The following is a 22661-nucleotide window of genomic DNA, read 5'->3' on the forward strand; positions in this document are numbered from 1 at the left end:
TCCTAAACCTCCTTTATAATTCTATCTACAATTTCATTTGCAGATATTTGTCTACCATCATATTTCAAAATTTTATAATCGCAGTTTATTCCTGTTTGTTCTCTTATAAGATCCGCTAATTGACCAGTAGCATTTTGTTCTATATCAATAATTTTTTTAGCCACTTTAGCCTTTTCATTAAGTTTTTTTTGAGGTAATGGATACACATCTCCAAATAAAAGGGCTCCAAAACTGCCAACATTTCTTCCATTTAACAATTTTACTGCTTCCTTTATAACACCATAGGTAGATCCCCAGCCTAGAAGCAAATTATCACAATTTTCATCACCAAAAAATTCTGGCTCTTCTAAATCAAGTTTTAAATTACTAAGTTTTCTCATACGCTTATCCATCATTTCATTTCTTACTTCTGCAGATTCAGTAATCTTACCCATTTCATCATGTTCATCACTATCTGCTGTTACAAAGTTTTTTGTTTTTCCTGGAATAAGTCTTGGAGATACACCATCTTCAGTTATTTTATATCTTAAATATTCTCCATCTTTTATATTTACTTCAGCAGGTTTATAAACTTTAACTCTATTTAAATCGAAAGGCTTAACAGAAGCTATACCATCACCTAAGTATTGGTCACTTAAGAGTATTACTGGAATTTGGTATTTCTCTGCCATGTTGAAAGCCCTAATAGTCTGATAAAATGCATCTTCAATCGTACGTATTGCTATAACCATTCTTGGAAATTCACCTTGTGATGCAGAAATGACAAACTTAAGATCGCTTTGTTCTGTTCTAGTTGGAAGTCCAGTAGTAGGGCCTGGTCTTTGAACATCAACGACTACTAAAGGTATTTCGGCCATACCAGATAGTCCAAGGGCCTCAACCTTTAAGCAAAATCCTCCTCCAGAAGTTCCGGTCATAGCTCTTGCGCCTGCAAAAGAAGCTCCTATAGCCATATTTATTGCTGCGATTTCATCCTCTGCTTGCTCAACTAGCACATCTGCTTTTTGTGAAATCGATGCGAGATATTCTAGAATTGATGTAGAAGGAGACATAGGATAAGCGGAATAGAATTTTAATCCTGCAGCTATAGCTCCTAAAGCTAAAGAAGTATTACCGTTTAATATCAAATAATCTGAGAAGCTCCCAGGTTGAGAGCTAAATTTAGATTCTACACTATCGTAACCTATCAAAGCAGCTTTAATATTAACTTCTAAAAATCTTTCTTTTACTGATGATTTTAGAGATTCTTCTATATTTGTATTTTCAATTCCAAAAAGCTTTATAGCTGCACCAACAGCAATGGTACCAGTAACCTTAGGATTTCCAAGTTCTTTAGCTATTTTCTTCATAGGAACTTTTATAGCTCTATCATCATTAATATCAAAATCAGAGTCACCCAATATAAAACCATTTTCCTTTAGCTTATCTTTATGAAGTTCAGCAGTATCTTCGTTTAATGCAATAATTCCATCAACTTCATAAGTATGGGAAAGTACTTCTTCATTTCCGAATCGTATAAGTGAAAAATTATGACCGCCTCTTACTCTAGACATCAAATCTTTTACAGTAAAAACACTATATCCTGACTTTTTTAACAATTTTTCAAGTATGGAAGCAGTGGTATCAACGCCTTGACCTGCAGCGCCTCCAATAAGAATATTATAATTCATAATAAAAACCTCCTTATTTATTTATTAATTTATCTAAAATAATGTTATTATTTATATTCTTAAATTTATAATTATTATTAATTGATAATAATTATCGTTATATTAATATTAGCACTTATTTCTATTGTTGTAAAGAAAGTGTTTTGTTAGTTAATGGATAAGTAGGTGATATATTACCAGTAAAATATATTTGAGAACTTACTGAAAATGAGCAACTTTTATGAAATTAATAATGATTAATGGAAACAGGTTATTTGCTTGGAACTGGACTAATTTATGTTGAAGAAGAGTATGAGAAATTTGAGATAGCATATAATTTGGGTAAAAAAGCATGGGGCTTTGGCTACACAACAGAAGCAATGTAGGAAGTTATAAAATTTGATAAAGAAGATTTAGGGATAAAAGAAATAATGGGGAGATATGCAGAAGAAAATCCTGCTTCTGGTAAAATATTGGACAAGTTAGGATTTTTATATATTAGGAACATACCATATGAATGTAATGGTGGAGAAAACTTATACGAGGGTAAAGAGTATATTTTGAAGTTATAGAAAATGAATAGAACTCACCGAATGAGTTCTATTCATAATATCCTTCATTATTAACACTATTATTTAATATAGCCTAAAAAATAAAAGCATTGAAAAAAATTTAAAATTCATATATGATGTAACTATACTAAAATATAAACATGAAAAGAATATAAATGTAAAGGTGATGTAAATATGCGCAAAGAGGTAGTTTTTAACTAAACTAACTGAATAAGGATTATTTTAAAAAGTATATGAAAAAAAGCTTGAATGACTCAAGTTTTATTTGTGTACTCTAAAAATAATCGGTATTATAATGAGCATGTTACATCTTTATCTGCATAGTAGGAAGCCGTGTTCTAGACACGGTATTTTTATGCCTATTTTTGCTACATTTATAGATATGTTATGAGATTTTAATTTATATAGTTTACCTTAGTCATAAGTTATATGAATTAAAGTTGTATATTTCATGTTTGTATTTAGGTTATATGATTATAAGGCTGTAAATGAATTATTATGTTCATTTGCGGCCTTTTTTATTTATTTTTAAGGAGAATGTTATGATAATTTATATATTTAAAATTGAAGATTGCAAAAGAAAGACAAATTTTTTAAGAAATACTAGGATGGTGATTATTAATGGTTAATAAACTTTCAGCATATAAAATTTATTTATTATTTTCAGCTATTACTGCAATGTGTTTTTCATTGACAGCAACAGTTATGATAGTGTATCACATTGAAAATGTTCATTTAAATCCACTTCAGCTTATACTTGTTGGAACTACTTTAGAAACGGCATGTTTTATATTTGAAATTCCAACAGGTATAGTTGCAGATGTTTATAGTCGTAAACTATCCATTATTATAGGTGTAGTTTTGACAGGACTAGGCTTTATTTTAGAAGGATCTATTTCAAGTTTTGTTTTTGTACTAGCAGCACAGATTGTATGGGGATTAGGCGCTACTTTTATTAGCGGATCTCTTGAAGCATGGATTGCGGAAGAAGAAAAAGTTATGGATTTGGATCGAATTTATATGAAGGGAGCACAAGTAGGACAAATAGCTTCAGTTATTGGAATAGTACTAAGTACTATAATAGCTAATTTTTCTATAAGACTGCCTATTATAATTAGTGGTGTTGTATTTATGATTTTTTCAGTATTTTTAGGAATAAACATGCCTGAAAATAATTTTAAGCCAGCTGCTCCGGATGATTTAAATACATTTAAAAAGATGGGGTATACTTTTAAGTCTGGCCTTAAATTTACAAAAAGTAAATCTATAATTATGATTTTACTTTCTGTAACTTTGTTTTATGGATTGTCTAGCGAAGGGTATGATAGACTTTCTAATGCACATTTTCTGCAAGATACTATGCTTCCTAAGCTTTGGAATCTTAATCCAGTAACTTGGTTTGGGATTTTTGGAATTGCAGGAATGCTATTAAGTGCTATAGTTATGCATTTTATGTCAAAGAGGCTTGATGATAATAAGAAGCATAATGGAAAGCTTCTACTAGGTATAAATATATTTTATATATTATTTATGTTTATATTTGCTATTACGAAAAATTTTAACTTAATGTTAATAGCTTATTTAGCAACTAATACTTTTAGGGCTACAAATGAGCCTATATTCAGCGCATGGCTTAATGGACATATAGATGATAAGGCTAGAGCTACTGTCCTTTCTATGAATGGACAAATAAATTCTTTAGGTCAAATTTTAGGTGGACCAATTATAGGAATTATAGCTACAAATATTTCAGTAAGTGTTGGTATAGCATGTACTTCGTTATTAGTAACGCCAGTATTAGCGCTTTATATTGTTTCTATGAGAATGGATAAAAAGGTGGCTGATAGAGTAGGAGGTGGCGATTATGAAGAAAATAATTAATATAGGAATAGTTGCACACGTAGATGCTGGGAAAACAACTATAACAGAAAATCTATTATATTGTAGTGGAGCTATAAAATCAGTTGGAAGAGTAGATTTAGGGAATACACAGACAGACTCCATGGAGCTTGAACGCAAAAGAGGAATTACTATTAAATCGTCGACCGCATCTTTCACTTGGAATGATGTTAAAGTAAATATTGTTGATACACCAGGTCATGTAGATTTTATTTCAGAAGTTGAACGTTCATTAAGCATTTTAGATGGGGCAATAATAGTTATATCAGGAGTAGAAGGGATTCAATCGCAAACAAGAATACTATTTAATACCTTAAAGCAGTTAAACATTCCAACAATAATTTTTATAAATAAATTAGATAGAGTTGGAGCAAATTCTAATAAAGTACTAGAAGAGATAAAGAAGAATATGTCCAATAAAGTAGTTAAATTACAAGAAGCATATGATGAAGGAAGTAAAGATGTTTATATAAAAAATCTATCTGATTCAGGTATGATAAATGACAATGTTATTGATGTTTTATCAGACTTAGATGAAGGTTTTCTGGAAAAATATATTAGTGGTATGGAAATTAAAAAAGAAGAATTACATGAAAAGTTTGTATCATATGCAAAAGAAGGAGGTTTATATCCAGTATTTTGTGGTGCAGCAGCGATTGGCCTTGGAATTGAAGATTTATTAGATGGTATTTGCAGTTATTTTCCATGCGCAAATGGTGATTCTGAAGATGATTTATCTGGAGTGGTATTTAAAATCGAGAGGACAAATACCAACGAGAAGAAGGTTTATGTAAGATTATTTAAAGGAAAAATATCTGTAAGAGATAAAATTCAAATTCCTAATAAGGAGGCAGCAGAAAAGGTAAAGAAAATTAATAGCTTAGAAGACGGGAAAGTTCTTGAGGTGCAGAGGATAGAAGCAGGGGATATAGGTATTTTATATGGACTTGCAAGTTTCAAAGTTGGGGATATAATTGGAATTTCAAATAATAAAGTTAAAAAGATATCTATGGCTAAACCAACATTAAAAACAACTATTTCTGCAATAGATAAAGAAAAAAATACTGAGTTATTTAGGGCGCTAACATTTCTTTCAGAGGAAGACCCGTTATTACAATTAGAAATGAACGATTTAGATAAAGAAATTCATGTTAATTTATTTGGTGAAGTTCAAATGGAAATACTGAGTTCTATAATAGATGATTTCTATGGAATAAAAGTAGAATTTTCAAATGTTCAGACCATTTATAAGGAAGCACCTAAAGGTGTTGGAACAGCAATAATGTATATGAATGACGAATTAAATCCTTTTTATGCAACAGTAGGCTTGAAAATAGAACCCTTGGGAAGAGGTGAAGGACTTAAGTATATTTCTAATGTTTCAGTAGGATCACTGCCAAAATCTTTTCAAAATGCAATTGAAGAGGCAGTTATTAAGACTAGCAAACAAGGGCTGTTTGGATGGGAAGTTACGGATGCAAAAGTTACACTTACCTGTGGTGAATTTTTTAGTCCAGTAAGTACTCCAGCAGATTTTAGGAATGTGACACCTATGATATTTATGGAAGCATTATTTGAAGCACAAACTGTTTTATTAGAACCATTACACGAGTTTGAATTAAGGATTCCTCAAAATGTTTTAAGTAAAGCTATTTGGGATTTGGAAACTATGAGGGCAACTTTTGATAATCCTGTTGTTATAGAGGATGAATTTTCAATAAAAGGACTAATTCCAGTAGAAAATTCAAAAGAATATAAAATGAAAATAGCTTCATATACACAAGGTAAGGGGATGTTTATAACAAAAATTTATGGATATAAGGAAGTTCCAGCTGAATTTGCAAAGACACGTCAGAAAGTAACTTATGATCCATTGAATAAAAAAGAGTATCTCCTTCATAAATTAAACACAATTAGAGATTAAATTTAAATGATAACTTAAATTTTTATATAAGATTTAAGTATAAGAGTATAGAAGTCTTAAATGATTATTACAAATAAATGAAATTAGTTATTAAGTAAATTGGATTATGTTAAAATATAACGAACTAAATTAGAATAAAAAAAATATATGTTGCAAAAATAATTCTTCATAATGATTATAAAAGAATTGTAAGGATTTTAGCCGCAATTGTGTATTGTGAATTGCAACATATATATTAATAATCTTGTGAAAAATGAATATTTAGAGAGATAAAAGCTTTGAATATTCATTTTCTACTTCAAGGAGGTAATTATGAATAAACGGAAACGAATCAAAACATTCTTTTTATACGGTGTTTTCATTTGCTACATACTTTTATTAATTAAAATATTGTTTTTATCAAGAATCTCTAATTTTGAGCATAGGTCAATCAATCTCATTCCTTTTTATAGTATAAAGGGATATCTATTTAGTAGCTCTGCCTCTATAAAAAAATTCGCTTTTGGTAATGTAGTTGGAAATATAGTTATCTTTATTCCTCTTGGTGCATATTTGTTATTATTCAAAAATGATAAAAGAGTAATAATAAATTTGTTGTTTGTATTTATAGTAAGTTTGTTTGTTGAAATCATTCAGGGGATTTTTGGCATTGGGGCATCAGACATTGATGACATAATTCTAAATTGTATGGGTGGATTCATTGGCATTTTAGGATATAAGTTTTTCTTATTTATATTACCAGATGAGAAAAAAGTACATACTGCAATTGCAATACTATCTGTTATTGCATTACCCCGTATATTATTTTATTTATTCATAATGAAAATGAGATTCTAGATATCGTTATTAGATATTCAATAATATGCTCTATAAAAAAGAAACCCAGGAATTAACACAATCTGTAACATATATATGTTGCAAAAATAATTATTCATCATAATTCTGAAAATATTGCAAGAATTTTAGTCGTAATTGTAAATTGTGAAATGTGCATTGTGAATTGCAACATATATAACATTCTTATATTGTTAAGAAGATATATTCTTAACAATATTTATTCTTCAGAATACTAGAATATATATTCTGATATTCTGAAGAATATGCTTGTATAATGCGGGTTTGAAGGCGTGGAATTAAAAAAGTTATTGTGAATTTGCTTTTGTGATATGAAAACAGATTTTTATATTGAGAGAGAAAAAATTTTGAGTAGATAATAAAATTGTGGAGTTCATGGTGGAATTATTAATGAGGAAATCAAGATGTAATCTATAAAGAGATAAACCTTTGGCGAAAGAATAGATGCTCTGGATAATTAGAAGCCTTGTCTATGATTATAGATTGGATTGTTTTATATTTAGAAGAAAGTATTATAGGAATGTCTGCAATAGGTAATTTAATGTAACTAAATAAAATTTTTAATTTATAAAGAAAGCTTAGGATAATGAAGGGTGAAGCGTACCATAAGTAAATGAGGTTTTTATGAAAATTATTTTAGGAGAACCAATGATGGTAGCAGCTCCTAAATTAAGTAATAAAAAAGAGAAAATCTGCTCTTTTTTATTTGCTCCTCTATGTTGTAGATGCTATAGTGTATGGGTTAAATTTATATTTTACAATTAATCGAAATATATGTCGCTAAATTCAATTGATGCAGCTTGGATAACCCGTTCGTCGTAGCTTATAAACTGGCTACTTGCATTACAAAAGCTTTTTTCTTCAAACGCACCTGGTTCTTCTATAGGTAAAAGAACCGTGAATGTGCTTCCTTGTCCTGGTTCGCTGTCTAAAAGTATTTCTCCCCCCATTACTTTTATTAAAAGATTTACAAGGTACAAGCCTAAACCAGTACCTTCTGCCCTTCGAGAGAGACTTGTATCAGCTTGTCCAAAACGTTCAAAGATAACTCTTTGCTTATCAATGGGTATGCCTATTCCTTCATCCTTTACACTCACACCAATAAACTCTTTGTTTTTATGATTTGTAATCGAAAGAGACACATGTACATCCTTACCATTTGGTGTAAACTTTAAGGCGTTTGACAATAGGTTTAATATTATACGTTCAAATTTCTCGTCGTCCACATAAATTTCCTTCTTTATCAAGCTTGACATAAAATTTAGGTTGATCTGCTTTTGTCTTGCGAATATTTCTATTGAGCTTACGATGGATTTTGTAATAGAAACTATATCTCTAATATTATTATTCAGCTTAATATGTCCAGAATTATATCGTGTAATGTCAAGAAGATTATTCACTAGTCGTAATTGTCTATTTGTATTCACTTTTATAATATTTAAGTATCTACCTAATCTTTCTGATATGCTATCTTTCAGCACTGCTTCTATTGTCTGAAGGGCCGAGCTAATAACAGCAATTGGTGTTTTGAATTCATGGGAAATAAGATAGAGGAATTCATCCTTTAACTTCATTGCAGCTTCAATGGTTTCCCTTTTTTCCTTCTCTGCTCTCCAAAGACTTTCTTCGTATTGTCTTTGGTCAATTAAATCAGCGGCTTGACGAGCAAGCACATCAAGAAGTCTCAATTCACGATCTAATGGCTCATGAGGTTTTTTCCAGTGAGTAGAGAACATTCCTAGCATTTTACCACTTCGGGAAATTAGAGGAGTTGACTGGGCAGAATGAATGCCAACTTCCAAAAATGTCTTAAGGTCTTCACTACCTTTTAGCAAATCTGACTCTTCCATATTAGACACAACGATTCGGTGTCCCCTTCGTAAGGCTTCTGCGCAAGTAGTACAGGCGGTTTTGCCGTCTACCCATTCCCAAAATTTTGCATCTTCTGGGTCAAATCCTCGAAGGGCTATAATTCTAAGCCTGCCAACGCCGCCTTCTTCAGTATGCAATTCTTGCAGGGTTGAGTAATCCGAGTGCATTATTTGCATTGCAGCAGCAATAATTCTTTCATATAGTAATTGAATATCTCCACCAGAAACAAGCTCCATGCTTATACTTTGTAAAAGTTTGGCATCTTCAAGCTCTGATTCAAGCTGTGCCTGGCTTTCTAAAAGAGTGTTCATATGGAACCTGCATTCCATATGATCCATTTCAATAGAATTAGGAAGGTTTTTTTCTTTCAATTGCAATTCTAGTTCATTATTCCTCTTCTTTAACTTGACCAATTCAAGCATAAGATTCTCTTTACTACAATCCTCAACTATCATTACTTCATCCCCCTCGTAAAAAAGATGTCAGATATAATCTATGTATTTTAGTTCGACCAATTATTCTATAATCCACTTAAACTAACTTTCATCTGAGCTTATTAATGCATTACGCTTTTTTATGTAATAAATGTCAACTATTAAAAATAATTCGAGTAACGTGAGAACTTATTACATTATACACTGAATTTACCAATGGTGCCATAACTTTTATAAGTTGGATATTGGCTCAATGTTTTTTAAAACTAATTTATGTATTTAAAGTAACTTATATCGGACTAATAGCGTTGTCACTTGAAGTTAGGTTTGTGTATATACAAGTTGCAAAAGACGGAAATAAGCAGATTTGTCCTTTGATGGAGGTACTGATTCAAGTCAATTATTTTGGTGGAGAGATTATAATGAGGTAAAGCACAATAGGATTGAAAATTATGAAGTGGGAAAATTTGAAAATCTATTAAATTCATTGGGTTCATTATATTTTATGGAATTATATCTTGTGAGAAAGATAGGAAGAAACACTAATGATAGAGATGTTCCTAATAGTATTTCAAAGTTATTTGAAATAAAAAATTGGGAAACAAAAGATACTGTAGTAGGATATGATACTTATACTATGAATAATGATGATATTAACGAATTAAAAGAAATCTGTAAAGTACAGATATAGTTGTTATCACTTATTACTGATACGGTGAAATGTATCATAAGTAAAAGATAGCATGTAAAAAAGAAATATTATAAATATAAAAATAATTATAAGAAATAAATATTGACACTTGCAACTCTAATTGTTAAACTATAAATAGTTAGAATTCTAAGTGAAGTTTAGGAGGGATTTGAATGACTAATTCTGGATACTCTATAGAAACACCATATTCAGAAGTAATTAGAAGTATTGCGATAAAAATGAAACTCAGTTCTGATGAAAAAGTAAAAAAGTTAGGATTGAATTCTCAACAAGGACGTATGATTGGTTATATTTATGAACACCAAGACAGTGGTATTATTCAAAAAGATTTGGCAAAAGTCTTTCAACGTACAGAAGCAAGTATTACAAGTATGCTGCAAGGATTAGAGAAAAAAGGATATATTGAAAGAAGAATTCCTAAAGAAAATGAGAGACAAAAATATATATATGTACTGCCTAAAGGTGCTGAACTCATAGAAGATTTTAATAAATTGGTAGCTGAGGCAGAGGAAAATATTATTGCAAACTTGACGGAACAAGAGAAGGAAACTTTGTTAGCTTTGTTATTGAAAGTAGATAGAAATCTATAAGTTATTAATATAATAACTTATAACTAAAAACTTAGAATTCTAAGAATACGAATTCTAATAATACTTATTATGGAGGATGAAATTATGAAACAAAAATTTTCAAACGAATATTATTTAGAAAGTGCACCGATTACTAAGGCAATTGCACATTTATCTATTCCTATGATGATCGGTATGTCAGTAGGTACAATATATAACGTTATTAATGCTTTTTTTATTGGACTATTAAACAATACAGATATGTTAACTTCTATCACTTTAGGACTACCAATCTTCACTATACTAATGGCTTTTGGAAATATGTTAGGGGCTGGAGGCGGAACATTTATAACTCGTCTTATTGCTAAACAAGATAAAGAGAAAGCTAAGAAGATAGCTGGATATTCTTTTTATAGCAGTATTATCATAGGAATTTTGCTTGGAATAATTGCTATAATAGCACTTAATCCTATTGTTAAGATTTTGGGGGCAGATACTTCCGCTATTATTAATTATACAAAAAGTTATTCTTTAACTATGTTTATTGGTGGTTTTGCAATTATAATGAACTTCGCATTGGAGCAAGTTGTGAGAGCAGAAGGAGCATCAAAAGAATCAATGTTCGGAATGGTTGTAAGTACAATTTTTGGTCTTATATTTGACCCATTATTTATACTAGTATTTAAATTTAATGTTATTGGAGTAGCAGTATCAATGATTTTAGCTAATATAGCTTCATCAATTTATTATATTTACTACTTGGAAACAAAAAGTGAGAATTTAAAAGGATTTATTAAGAATTTTAATATTTCCCTTAAAGATAAAATAGAGATATATAAAGTTGGAGTTTCTGAATTGTTCCTAGCTGGTTTTCTAATTATTACAACTCTTCTTTTGAATAATTATTCAATTAGATATGGAGAAAGTGTGGTAGCTAGTTTTGGTATTGCCTTGAGACTTGTACAAGTACCAGAATTTCTTGCAATGGGACTCGCATTAGGAATCATCCCTTTAATTGCATATAATTTTTCTAATGAAAACTTTAAGAGATTAAAAGACAGTATAAAACAATCAGCTTTATGGATTTTAGGATTGTCAGGCGGATTTGTTACTTTAGTTTTTATTTTTAGAAATGTAATTATTCGTCTGTTTTCTAATGATTCAGCAGTATTAAGTGTCGGAGTTTATATCATGGCAGCCATGCTTATTTCCGCACTTTTCAATGGATTTACTACATTATTTACAGGAATTTTTCAAGCATCAGGTCAAGGAATACCATCAACAATTATGGGAATTACACAAGGAATTCTTTTTATTCCTGTCATAATAGTATTGAATAATTTCTATGGATTGCATGGTGTTATATGGTCTATGACCATTACAGAAATAATTACCTTTTTAACTGGAGCAATACTATATATTATTTTTAATAATAAAATAAAAAATAATCAAGTAGTAGCAAACTAGGATTAATTAAATAAATTAGTTTTTTTGCCTATCAGTTGCTCTAAATATATATAAGATAAACAGCTCATTAGCATATGAGCTGTTTATTATGCTGTATAAGGAATTTTATGGTATAATATTTAATAATACGCTGAATTATTGAATTAGTTTATAGTGTTAATTTATTGATTAAACGCATATATAAACATACGTGGAATAAATAAGATAAAACGGTGGAAGGCGAAATATATGAAATCTATTTTTGATTTTTTAATAAGAAAATTTGTTAAAGACCACAAAAATGTAAATTCCCAATCAGTAAGGCAATCTTACGGGACTCTTGGAGGAAATGTCGGGATAATAATAAATTCTTCTATTCTTATTCTAGAAATTGTTATTGGTTTATTTCTAAACAGTATAGCCATTACGGCAGATGCTTTTCATAATCTAACAGATGCATTATCTTCGTTAGTTACAATATTTAGTTTTAAACTTGCAAATCGTCCGGCAGATGATAAGCATCCTTTTGGTTATGGAAGAATAGAGTATATAACTGCGCTTTTATTTTCTGGTGCCATACTTGTAGTAGGATTTGAATTTCTAAGAAGCTCATTTTTGCGTGTTTTACATCCTGTAACTATACCTTTTGATAAAGTAAGTTTTATTTGCATGCTGTGTGCAATACCATTGCAAATTTTTCTTAACAGGTTTACAAATTATATAGGTAATGTTATTGATTCGTCTGCACTCAAAGCATCAGCATTAGAATCATTTACTGATATATTAGTTCTATCTATGGTTACATTTTCTTTGCTTATTACAAAGTTTACAACCTTTCCCATTGATGGATATATAGGATTAATTGTATCTCTCTTTATTCTCCATTCAGGTATAGGACTTGGAAGAGAAATGCTTGGTACTATAATTGGGAAAGCACCAGAAAAGGAATTTGTAGAAGAACTAAAAAGCAGCGTAATAAGTTATAAATATATATGCGGAGTACATGATCTTGTAATTCATAATTATGGTCCAGGTAGATATATGGCTTCTTTGCATGCTGAGGTTCCAAGTAATATATCTATTATGGAACTGCATGATGTTATAGATAAGGCTGAGAAGGAAATTGGTAAACGAATGAATGTATATCTTTCAATTCATATGGACCCAATTAACACAGACAGCCCTGAGATTACAGCCTTAAAAGAAGAAGTTTATGAAAAGATTAAAGTAATAAAGGGCGTAGTATCTATGCATGATTTTAGAGTTGTTGGAAAAAGTGAAGAAAAAACCATATTATTTGATGTGGTATTGGACAAGACTAGTTTTAAAGATAGCGAAAAAAAGGAACTACAAGCTCAAATACAAGATGTGATATATGGTATTAATCCTTCTTATAGGAGTATCATTACTTTCGATAGAGAGTTTTACTAAATGATATATAAAATAAATGCTATAGATAGCCTTAAACATTGATATAAAATGTTTAAGGCTATTTATAATTCTTTGGAGACGATGCTTCTACTCCTCAATGGAGATTATATCGACATACTTTTTATAGAAAATTACCTACTCCATTAAAAAGAGCACATAAGTGAGTATTTCTTGAAATATGACTTCTGATGCTGACGTTATGTGTATCAATTTATTGTTATACATATTAAAAGTATTTTGGCAAATAATAATTTTATTATAATTTAGTTAAAACTTAAGGGAGTAGATAGTTATTATGAATATACAGTATGTGCAGGGAGATTGTTTCTTTAGAAGAATTAATAAACTTAAAAAACAATATGAGTATCTAACAGAAGATATTAATACAGAGGTTATAATAGTTGGAGGGGGAGTCACTGGAGCAATCTTAGGGTATTATTTTACTAAAAATAATATTGATGCTGTTATTCTAGAGAAATCAAGAATAGCCCATGGCAGTACTAGCATAACTACTTCACTTCTTCAATATGAACTCGATAGTAAGGCTATGGAATTAAAAGCCTATACATCTATAGATAATGTTATAAAGTCATATAAATTAGGAATAAAAGCATTGAATGAAATAGAGAAATTTATAAATGAGTATGGAAATACATGCGACTTTAAGAAAACTGATAGTTTCTTGTATACAGATAAAAAGATTGAGATAAAGGAAATTGAGCAGGAATATAAGATTAGATATGAGTCTGGATTTCCGGTAGAATTTATTGATGAAACTAATAATCCTTTTTCTTTTGATGTAAAGGCTGGAGTACTTAGCAAAGGTGGAGGAGCGCAATTTGATCCATATAAATTTACTCATGCACTACTTGATTCAAGTTGTGAAAAAGGATTAAGAGTATATGAAAACTCAGAAGTAACATGTATTAATTACACTGAAAATGAAGTTATATCAGAAACCGTGTATGGGCATAAAGTTAGAGGTAAAATTTTATTAGTAGCAACAGGATATAATACTGAACTTTTTACAAAAAGAGCATTTGGAATCAAAACCACAGCATTCAATATAGCAACAAAACCAATAGAAAACCTTAGAGAAATCTATAAGGATGTAGTAATTAGAGATAATGAGGTTCCATACAATTATTTTAGGACTACTAATGACAATCGGATAATAATTGGAGGAAAAGATATAAATTTTATGCCAGACATATTTAATGAGAAATTATGTGAAAAACAATATGATAAATTGGAACAAAGACTTAAAAATTTATTTCCGGACTTGAATATAGAAATAGATTATAGGTATTGTGGAGCATTTGCATCAACACAAGATAATTTAGGCTTTTTAGGAAAGGACCCAAACAATAAAAAATTATGGTATTGCTTAGGTTATGGAGCAAATGGTATTTTATTTGCTATACTGGGTGGAATTATGCTTAGTCAATTGTATTTAGGAACTGCTTCTGAAGATTTGAAACTTTTTCAGATTAATAGATTTGATTAATGTATATCTTTCAATATAAGGCGCCTATGATAATAACTTAGACTATTTTATATCTGGAAAAAAGAATTATAAGAACTATATAGTCAGAAATTTATATGACTATACAAACTTTTTAATCAGTAAAAAGAGTTTAGAATAATAAAGAGTGAATTATATTATAAGTAAATAAGATTTATAGTCTGAGGTATGTATATGACTTGCTTCGGACTATTTTTATAGGTAAAAATACCGTATCATAAGTAATGTGAAATTAGTATATAACAATTAATAGTTAGCAGAATTTAGCGTATATGTTTTAATAATATCTTCTTGAAAAATTGTAAATAGCTAATCTTAGTAGAAGAAATAATGGTTAGACATTGAATATTTGATCTATTGTAATTTTTATGAAGAATTGCAATGCATTTACATATGAACTGTTTTATAACTTATTATATGTTTATAGAAGAATAGTTTCAAATATAAATATGTACTATTAAAACTGTTTTATAGTACATATATAAATATTTAGAGGAAGTAAGAGGTTTAAACGGAGCAAGTTTTATTACTATATCAAGTTATTTTCACGTTTTTCATCATAAAATTTTTTTCTTTCTTCGTTAATAATTTGGACTGAGTCAGGAGATGAATATCTTTCTATTTTAAAATGAATAAGGTCTAAATTTTCATTGAGTTCATTTATTTGGTTTAAAATTACTTCTTGATGTTCTAAAAGTAATTCTTTTCGTGAATCTATGGTGCTAGTACCTTCCATGCAGAAATCAATATACTTTTTTATATCCTTAAGTTGCATGCCAGTATTCTTTAGACAGCAAATTGTTCTAAACAGACCTACATCTGATTCAGTAAAAACTCTGTTTCCTGACTTGTTTCTCATGACAAATGGTAGAAGTCCTTCTTTATCATAAAAACGAATTGTATATATAGAAATTCCAAACATTTTTGATATATCTTTTATTGTATAAGTCAATTTTAAAATCCCCCTTAAAATTTATTAAAAAAAGCTTGACCTAGAGATATCTCTAGGTATTAACATGAGTATAAATCATAGGAAATTAAATTTCAAGTAACTTATACCTTCTTGGATTAACATTAAAACTGATGACTAATACTATCTTTGAAATATAAGTAGCAGTATAAATAATGAGATATTAATTTCTAAATGGTTAATAAATATTTAAAGGAGAGGTTTTTATGAACCCCAATAATAAAATTGCATTAGTTACAGGTGGAAGTCGTGGAATTGGCAGAAATTCTGCAATATCATTATCCAAAAAAGGAATAGATGTAATTATCACTTACAATAATCAAAAAGAAAAAGCAGATGAAGTTGTAAAAGAAATTGAAGCAAATGGTGGTAAAGCTGCTGCTATTCAGCTTGATGTAAGTAATATATCTTCATTTGATTCCTTTGCATCTAAGTTATCAGATGTTTTAAAGGATAAATGGAATAGAGAGCAGTTTGATTTTTTAATTAATAATGCTGGGATCTCAAATCACACTCCTATTTTAGAAGTTACAGAAGAGGAATTTGACAAAATAGTTAATATACACTTTAAAGGAGTTTTCTTTTTGACACAAAAACTAATTCCGCTTATTGCTGACAAAGGTGGAATTGTGAACACTTCAACAGGATTAACTCGCTTTACATTCCCAGGTTCTGGACTTTATGCTTCTGCAAAAGGTGCAGTAGAAGTTTTTTCTAGATATTTAGCTGTAGAATTAGGAGCTAGAGGTATAAGAGTGAATACTATAGCGCCTGGAGCTGTTAACACTGAATTTAGTGGAGATACTTATATTAAAAATCCAGGTTTGAAAGATATGATTGGCTCTTATGCTGCACTCGGAAGAATTGGAGAAGCTTCTGATATTGGAGGTGTTGTCGCTAGTCTATGCACGGATGAAATGGGATGGGTTACAGGTCAACGTATTGAAGCATCTGGCGGTACTTTAGTATAATTAAACCGTTGGTATCCGTTTCGCTAAATACTGATGAAAAGCTACAGATAATAATACTATGATTGGACTAAAGATTTTAGATAAAATGAGGAATATGCGTTGACTAATTTAAAAAGTAAAGTGGCGCTGGTAACCTTCCGACACTTGATATTACGGAAGAACAATTTGGCAAATAAACATACGGTAATATGTTTTAAAACAATATAGCATATAATTCTAGTTACTTAGGCAACTGGTATCACTATAATTTTATAATAGTTAAAAAATTAGTAGCTATCCATGTGCCATCATGGGGCTACTATTTTTTTGTTTGGAGTTCAGAAGTCCAATTTTTCCTAATAATTTGATTGAGAGTTAGTGCTATAGATTGTAAATTCGTGAATTAAACAGTAGATTGGATATACTCCAATTCATTGCTACATTTGATAAAGAGCATGGAATTAAATTTAATTTATGGTATTATATAGTATATGTAAAAATATTGGAGGAAATAAAATTGAAAAATATTATTATCATCGCCAAAGTAATAGTAGGGGCTAGACCAAATCCCTTTGGAATGGATAGAGGATTAAATATTTTTAAAAAATCTCTTTCTGAAACTCTGAAAGAAAAGTTAAATCAAAAACTGAAAGAAAAAAATATGGATTATGAAGTTTATGTTGATTCTACATATGATGGACCAAAAAAATTAATTCAGGATGAAGATACCTTACTCTTAATATCTCCATATATAAAAGACAAGGTTGATATAGATGGTATAAGTAAAAATAATTATTATATATTAAGCGAAAACGAGTTTAATGATGGATATGTAGAAGATATTATTACCTACCTAGAAAATAAAAAACATTGAATGGTAAATTAGGTAGACTATTAATAATGATAGGCTCAATTTAGGGGAAGTATCTCAATGATCTAAATATATAGTAGAAGAAAAATATAAGATTTGTAAGAATAGAAAAATTGATGCGTAGTTGAAGTGTGACCTAATTGATAAAATGAACCTACCAGAAAAGTTCATATTTTCTGATAGGTTCATTTTATAGAGATATAGATAACATAATTATAAACTATACTTAGACTATGAAATATATTCCAATCAGAAATGAGTAATATACTTTTGTGGAATGTTTCATTGGCAATTTTGATGGAAGTGATTTTTTGGCTATAAGTTGTTCCAAATGTGCTAGTTCAAAGCTTGTTCTTTGAGGCTAGCACTTTGGGTGCAACTTTATAGCCTTAGAATCACCCATCAGAATTACCTAGAAACTGGAACAAAAGTATGTTATTCATTTCGGCGAGTTATATGCATAAGTTCAGGTCTTAGTTGGGTTATCTATAGTTATTGAATATTAAAATCTTTTCTCACCAATTCAATAAATAAAGACATTGCAGGGCTGATCCACTTATTCTTGTGATAAGCATAAATTGCCGTGATTTTAGCATTTAAGTCGCCTGCTTTGAGTTCTTTTAATTTACCATTTTCAAGCTCCTCCTCTATTGTAAAACGAGGTAAAAACGAAATTCCAAGATTACTTGCAACACATTTTTTTATCGCCTCAATGCTGCCAAGTTCGATTGTATTATCTAGGAATATATTTTTATCAAAAAAATAACTTTCAAGTATTTTTCGATAAATGGATTCAACTTCATTGATGATAAGGCTTGTATTTATTTTTTGGTTAGGTGTGCTGAAATCTAATTTTTCTTGTTCAAATTGCGGTGAGCATACTAAAGCTACATCAAAATCAGAAAGCTTCACAGCATTTAAGCTTTCATTTTTACTTCCCACATTATACATCAAGCCAAGGTCTATTTCACCACTGGCTAACATATTTTTTATGTCATAGCAATTGAGCGCAACCATAGAAAGTCTTACATTAGGAGCTTTTTCTTTAAACATAGCTAATACATTTTGTAATTTATAAGACATTAAAGATTCTGCAACAGCAATTTTTAATTCTCCTGTAATGTTATCACCATATTTACCAATGCTTTCAATCTTTTTCACTGTATTAAGCAATTCATCGGCGTATGGTATTAATTCTTTTCCTAAAGGAGTTAGTACCATATTACGTCCAATTTTTTCGAATAATTTTATTGAGAGTTCCTGCTCTAACTGCTGAATTTGTGAGGTAACAGTAGATTGAGTATACCCTAATTTCATTGCTGCATTTGAAAAATTACCTTCTTCTATAATACTTTTAAAAGTTTTGAAATGTCTTATATCCATTAATTTCACTCCGATCTTTATGTTAATTCAATAATATATTGAAAAAATCGAATTGTCAATTCGAATATATCAATTTTACAAATATATAATCATCTGATAATATAAAGTCATAGAGCAGCTACAAATTAAACTATTAAGTTTTATGAAAACTCTTAAATAATTAATGCGAATAAATTTTTTATATCAAAATTTGTTAAAAAAATAACAAGTGAACTTTTCAATATGGGAGGAATAAGAAATGAAAGATGTAGTAATAGTAAGTGCAGTAAGAACTGCAATAGGAGCTTATGGAAAGACTTTAAAAGATGTACCAGCAGTTGAATTAGGTGCAATAGTAATAAAAGAAGCTGTTAAAAGAGCAAATATTAAACCAGAGGAAATTAATGAAGTTATCTTTGGAAATGTGCTTCAAGCAGGCCTTGGACAAAACCCAGCAAGGCAAGCAGCTGTGAAAGCTGGACTACCTGTAGAAATACCTGCATTTACAATTAATAAGGTTTGTGGTTCAGGATTAAGAGCTATAAGTTTAGCAGCTCAAATTATAAAAGCTGGTGATGCTGATGCTATCGTAGTAGGTGGTATGGAAAACATGTCGAGTGCACCATTTTTACTTGATAATGCAAGATGGGGACAAAGAATGGGACATGGAGAATTCATTGATGAAATGATAAAAGATGGTTTATGGGATGCATTCAATGATTATCATATGGGAGTAACTGCAGAAAACGTGGCTGAGAAATGGAGTGTAACAAGAGAAGAACAAGACGAATTTTCACTTTTATCACAACAAAAAGCTGAAAAAGCTATAAAGAGTGGAGAATTCAAAGATGAAATAGTTCCTGTAGTAATTAAAACTAAAAAAGGTGAAATAATATTTGACCAAGATGAATTCCCTAGGTTCGGTAATACTATAGAAGCATTAAAAAAACTTAAACCTATTTTTAAGGAAAATGGTACAGTTACAGCAGGAAATGCATCTGGATTAAATGATGGAGCAGCAGCATTAGTAATTATGAGTGCAGATAAAGCTAAAGCTCTAGGAATAAAGCCACTTGCTAAAATCACTTCTTATGGATCAGCAGGATTAGACCCAGCAATAATGGGATATGGTGCATTTTATGCAACAAAAGCTGCCTTAGATAAAATCAATTTAAAAGCTGAGGATTTAGATTTAATCGAAGCAAATGAAGCCTATGCATCACAAAGTATAGCAATAGCTAGAGATTTAAACTTAGATATGAATAAAGTAAATGTTAATGGGGGAGCCATAGCTCTTGGACATCCTATTGGTGCATCTGGAGCACGTATTTTAGTAACTTTGCTACATGCTATGGAAAAAAGGGATGCAAAAAAAGGACTTGCAACATTGTGCATTGGTGGAGGTCAAGGGACTGCCTTAATAGTTGAAAGAGAATAATTATAATCATTAATTAGGTTATGTGAAAGAAATAACAAGCAAGCATACTATATATGTTGCAATAATAAACTTACATTTATTATTCTAGTAAACAAAGAGCTCAATAAAGAGTTAAATATAGAAATTCAATTGCAACATATATAATTTATTATTCTTTTATCTAACCTAAGAAAGGGTGTAGAGAAAATGACTTTATTAGCAGATAAAATAAAAAGCGCAGCATTAAATTTAGGATATGAAAAGTGCGGAATCATTAAAATATCTGATATAGATGGCTATAAAGAAAGACTTGATGAACGTGTTGAACGTGTTCCAGAGTCTAAAGGTTTTTATCAAGGTCAATATCGTTTTACACAATTGCAAGATACTTATCCTTGGGCAAAATCAATTGTAATATGTGTGAGAAGATATGGCAAATATCATATTCCAGAACATTTAAAAGGCATGATTGCAAAATACTATTTGGTTGATGCAAGAAAAGATAAGAATTCTAAAGATTTTCAAGATAGCGTAAAATTTGAAGAATATATGCAAGAGTTAGGGCTTAGAGCAGAAACTGAAAGAGGTTTTGGTCTTGTACCATTACGTTTTGCAGCTATGAAAGCTGGACTTGGAATAGTTCGAAAGAATAATTTCTTTTATACTGAAAATGGCTCATCAGTGTATTTGGATGCATGGCTTATTGATAAGGAATTAGAAGCAGTAGAAATACCAGATGTAAGACCTTGTTCTGATAAATGCAATCTATGCATGAAGGCGTGCCCTTCAGCTTCATTATCAAAACCATATACAATGAATCCTATAGCATGTGTATCTTGTATAACTACATTTATGGGAAGAGATATGACTAATGAAAAATATAGAGAAGAAATAGGAAATTGGGTTTATGGTTGTGATGCCTGCCAAGATGCATGTCCTATGAATAAAAATCGTTGGCAGGAAACAGAAGAATTTCCTAATTTGCAGGAGCTAAGCGAACAGATATCTCTAGAAAAAATAATCAAAATGGATTATAAATTTTTAGAAGAAGTTATGCAGCCTAAGTTTTGGTATATAGATAAATCAAGTGTTTGGAAATGGAAAGTTAATGCTATTAATGTAATGGTAAATGACTATAAAGAGCAATATAAAGAACATATACTGTATGCTTGTAATGATAGTAATTCAAAGGTAAGAGAAATGGCAGAGTGGGCAATTGAAAAATTGAACTTAAAATAATTTTTTAAAACCAAAGAAGTTATTAAATGATGGCGGCTTATGCTGTTGCTACTGAACGAGTGTATACAAGTTGAGTTTACTTTATAAATTGTAATATATTTAAGTAATGGAGGAGAACCAAGTCCGGATTATGGATGAGGTTCTCCTTCTTATTATTTTGTTTATGCAAGAAAGTTTATGATAAATGTTGTGAATATAAAGATTTATATATTGCAAAACTAATTCTTCATCATAATTCTAAGAATATTACAAGAATTTTAGCCGTAATTGTGAAATGTGCATCGTGAATTGTGGTATATATAAATTTTACTAAATTGTAGTTGAGAAAAGGCAATAATGTAGTGAGATTTTTATATTATGGTTCAATAAAGTGCAACAAAGTATAATAAAATACAATAAAATGCTTGACGTAAGTAAAAAGAATTATTATAATTTGACCATAGATCAATTTTGAAAGGGTAGATTTTTTATGGAGAATCAATTTTATACAATAGATAAAGTAGCAGAAATATTAGGTATGCATCACAAAACTATTAGAAAGTTTATAACAGAAGGAAAACTTGCTGCAAGTAAAGTGGGAAAGCAATGGAGAATTTCTGGTCATGATTTAAGTCTTTTTATGGAAAAGAATAATGTTAATATAAATAATAAAAAAGCTAGTGATGAATCAAGTATTGATTTTCTTACTAATGGAGAAGTTAAAGAACACGAAAAACAAAAAATAAATGTATCTACTGTTGTTGATATAAATGATGTGGATAAAGAACAATACTTTAGAATATCAAATACGCTTATAGCAGTAATGAATTGTAAAGACCCCAAAATGGGGAAATCAACAATTAATATGAAATATGATGAAAAAGAAAACAGGCTAAGGGTTTTATTATGGGGGAATGTAAGCTTCATTGAAGAAATGCTAAAATCTATTTCTATGCTTGTGGAACAAACTAATATATAGAGGAGA

Annotated in this window: 20 protein-coding genes; 16 read left to right on the forward strand and 4 right to left on the reverse strand. The window is 29.9% G+C overall.

What is annotated here, in order from left to right:
* Positions 1–2 precede the first annotated feature (2 nt).
* Positions 3–1670, reverse strand: coding sequence for a 2-oxoacid:acceptor oxidoreductase subunit alpha (locus tag L1S46_RS10495; RefSeq protein ID WP_238899934.1), 1668 nt, complete (start codon positions 1668–1670; stop codon positions 3–5).
* A gap of 239 nt (positions 1671–1909) precedes the next feature.
* Here L1S46_RS10495 and L1S46_RS10500 point away from each other — a divergent pair, with 239 nt between their 5' ends.
* The 6 genes from L1S46_RS10500 (at position 1910) to L1S46_RS10525 (ending at position 7664) form a co-directional block, all read left to right on the forward strand.
* A complete protein-coding gene (locus L1S46_RS10500; protein ID WP_143765762.1) occupies positions 1910–2035 on the forward strand; it encodes a GNAT family N-acetyltransferase in 126 nt (41 codons plus the stop codon).
* A 45-nt stretch (positions 2036–2080) separates the two neighbouring features.
* Positions 2081–2221 carry a hypothetical protein gene (locus L1S46_RS10505; protein WP_238899935.1) on the forward strand — a complete coding sequence of 47 codons (141 nt, stop codon included), beginning with the start codon at positions 2081–2083 and terminating at the stop codon, positions 2219–2221.
* A 621-nt stretch (positions 2222–2842) separates the two neighbouring features.
* On the forward strand, positions 2843–4102 hold the full coding sequence (gene tetA(P) / locus L1S46_RS10510) for a tetracycline efflux MFS transporter TetA(P) (protein WP_238899936.1): 1260 nt from the start codon (positions 2843–2845) through the stop codon (positions 4100–4102).
* Positions 4086–6044, forward strand: a complete 1959-nt coding sequence (gene tet, locus L1S46_RS10515; RefSeq protein WP_238899937.1) for a tetracycline resistance ribosomal protection protein — start codon at positions 4086–4088, stop codon at positions 6042–6044. The genes tetA(P) and tet overlap by 17 nt, the downstream gene beginning before the upstream one ends.
* Before the next feature lie 312 nt (positions 6045–6356).
* Positions 6357–6881 carry a VanZ family protein gene (locus L1S46_RS10520; RefSeq protein ID WP_171787835.1) on the forward strand — a complete coding sequence of 175 codons (525 nt, stop codon included), beginning with the start codon at positions 6357–6359 and terminating at the stop codon, positions 6879–6881.
* A gap of 642 nt (positions 6882–7523) precedes the next feature.
* The gene (locus L1S46_RS10525; protein ID WP_238899938.1) at positions 7524–7664 is read left to right on the forward strand and encodes a hypothetical protein; all 141 of its coding nucleotides are present in this window, start codon (positions 7524–7526) and stop codon (positions 7662–7664) included.
* On the opposite strand, the gene L1S46_RS10530 is transcribed toward L1S46_RS10525, so the two are convergent.
* Positions 7661–9226, reverse strand: coding sequence for a GAF domain-containing sensor histidine kinase (locus L1S46_RS10530; protein ID WP_238899939.1), 1566 nt, complete (start codon positions 9224–9226; stop codon positions 7661–7663). The genes L1S46_RS10525 and L1S46_RS10530 overlap by 4 nt on opposite strands.
* A gap of 346 nt (positions 9227–9572) precedes the next feature.
* Between L1S46_RS10530 and L1S46_RS10535 the strand changes: the two genes are divergently transcribed.
* From L1S46_RS10535 to L1S46_RS10555, 5 genes are all read left to right on the forward strand, one after another.
* Complete coding sequence (locus L1S46_RS10535; RefSeq protein ID WP_238899940.1) at positions 9573–9896, forward strand: hypothetical protein; 324 nt, start codon at positions 9573–9575, stop codon at positions 9894–9896.
* 173 nt (positions 9897–10069) lie between these two features.
* Entirely contained in the window at positions 10070–10507 is a 438-nt protein-coding gene (locus L1S46_RS10540; protein WP_171787836.1) for a MarR family transcriptional regulator, read from the forward strand.
* Between the two features lie 84 nt (positions 10508–10591).
* Positions 10592–11953 carry an MATE family efflux transporter gene (locus L1S46_RS10545; protein ID WP_039773662.1) on the forward strand — a complete coding sequence of 454 codons (1362 nt, stop codon included), beginning with the start codon at positions 10592–10594 and terminating at the stop codon, positions 11951–11953.
* Positions 11954–12181: 228 nt separating this feature from the next.
* Complete coding sequence (locus tag L1S46_RS10550; RefSeq protein ID WP_238899941.1) at positions 12182–13363, forward strand: cation diffusion facilitator family transporter; 1182 nt, start codon at positions 12182–12184, stop codon at positions 13361–13363.
* Positions 13364–13658: 295 nt separating this feature from the next.
* Positions 13659–14870 (forward strand): FAD-binding oxidoreductase, encoded by a 1212-nt coding sequence (locus tag L1S46_RS10555; RefSeq protein ID WP_238899942.1) that lies wholly within the window; start codon positions 13659–13661, stop codon positions 14868–14870.
* Between the two features lie 547 nt (positions 14871–15417).
* On the opposite strand, the gene L1S46_RS10560 is transcribed toward L1S46_RS10555, so the two are convergent.
* Complete coding sequence (locus L1S46_RS10560; RefSeq protein ID WP_238899943.1) at positions 15418–15840, reverse strand: MerR family transcriptional regulator; 423 nt, start codon at positions 15838–15840, stop codon at positions 15418–15420.
* A 224-nt stretch (positions 15841–16064) separates the two neighbouring features.
* On the opposite strand from L1S46_RS10560, the gene L1S46_RS10565 reads away from it, so the two are divergent.
* Together L1S46_RS10565 and L1S46_RS10570 are read left to right on the forward strand one after the other, a co-directional pair.
* Complete coding sequence (locus L1S46_RS10565; RefSeq protein WP_238899944.1) at positions 16065–16829, forward strand: SDR family oxidoreductase; 765 nt, start codon at positions 16065–16067, stop codon at positions 16827–16829.
* A gap of 496 nt (positions 16830–17325) precedes the next feature.
* The gene (locus L1S46_RS10570) at positions 17326–17682 is read left to right on the forward strand and encodes a hypothetical protein (protein ID WP_238899945.1); all 357 of its coding nucleotides are present in this window, start codon (positions 17326–17328) and stop codon (positions 17680–17682) included.
* Between the two features lie 489 nt (positions 17683–18171).
* Here the strand turns inward: L1S46_RS10570 and L1S46_RS10575 are convergent, their stop codons facing one another.
* Positions 18172–19062: a LysR family transcriptional regulator gene (locus L1S46_RS10575; protein ID WP_103697966.1), complete on the reverse strand. Its 891-nt coding sequence runs from the start codon at positions 19060–19062 to the stop codon at positions 18172–18174.
* Positions 19063–19300: 238 nt separating this feature from the next.
* On the opposite strand from L1S46_RS10575, the gene L1S46_RS10580 reads away from it, so the two are divergent.
* The 3 genes from L1S46_RS10580 to L1S46_RS10590 all read left to right on the forward strand — a co-directional run bounded on the left by L1S46_RS10580 (position 19301) and on the right by L1S46_RS10590 (position 22655).
* Positions 19301–20479 carry an acetyl-CoA C-acetyltransferase gene (locus L1S46_RS10580; RefSeq protein ID WP_238892769.1) on the forward strand — a complete coding sequence of 393 codons (1179 nt, stop codon included), beginning with the start codon at positions 19301–19303 and terminating at the stop codon, positions 20477–20479.
* Positions 20480–20665: 186 nt separating this feature from the next.
* A complete protein-coding gene (locus tag L1S46_RS10585) occupies positions 20666–21697 on the forward strand; it encodes a 4Fe-4S double cluster binding domain-containing protein (RefSeq protein ID WP_238899946.1) in 1032 nt (343 codons plus the stop codon).
* Positions 21698–22166: 469 nt separating this feature from the next.
* On the forward strand, positions 22167–22655 hold the full coding sequence (locus L1S46_RS10590) for a helix-turn-helix domain-containing protein (protein WP_171787844.1): 489 nt from the start codon (positions 22167–22169) through the stop codon (positions 22653–22655).
* Positions 22656–22661 lie beyond the last annotated feature (6 nt).

Source organism: Clostridium sp. YIM B02500 (assembly GCF_022324665.1).
Lineage (GTDB): Bacteria > Bacillota > Clostridia > Clostridiales > Clostridiaceae > Clostridium > Clostridium beijerinckii.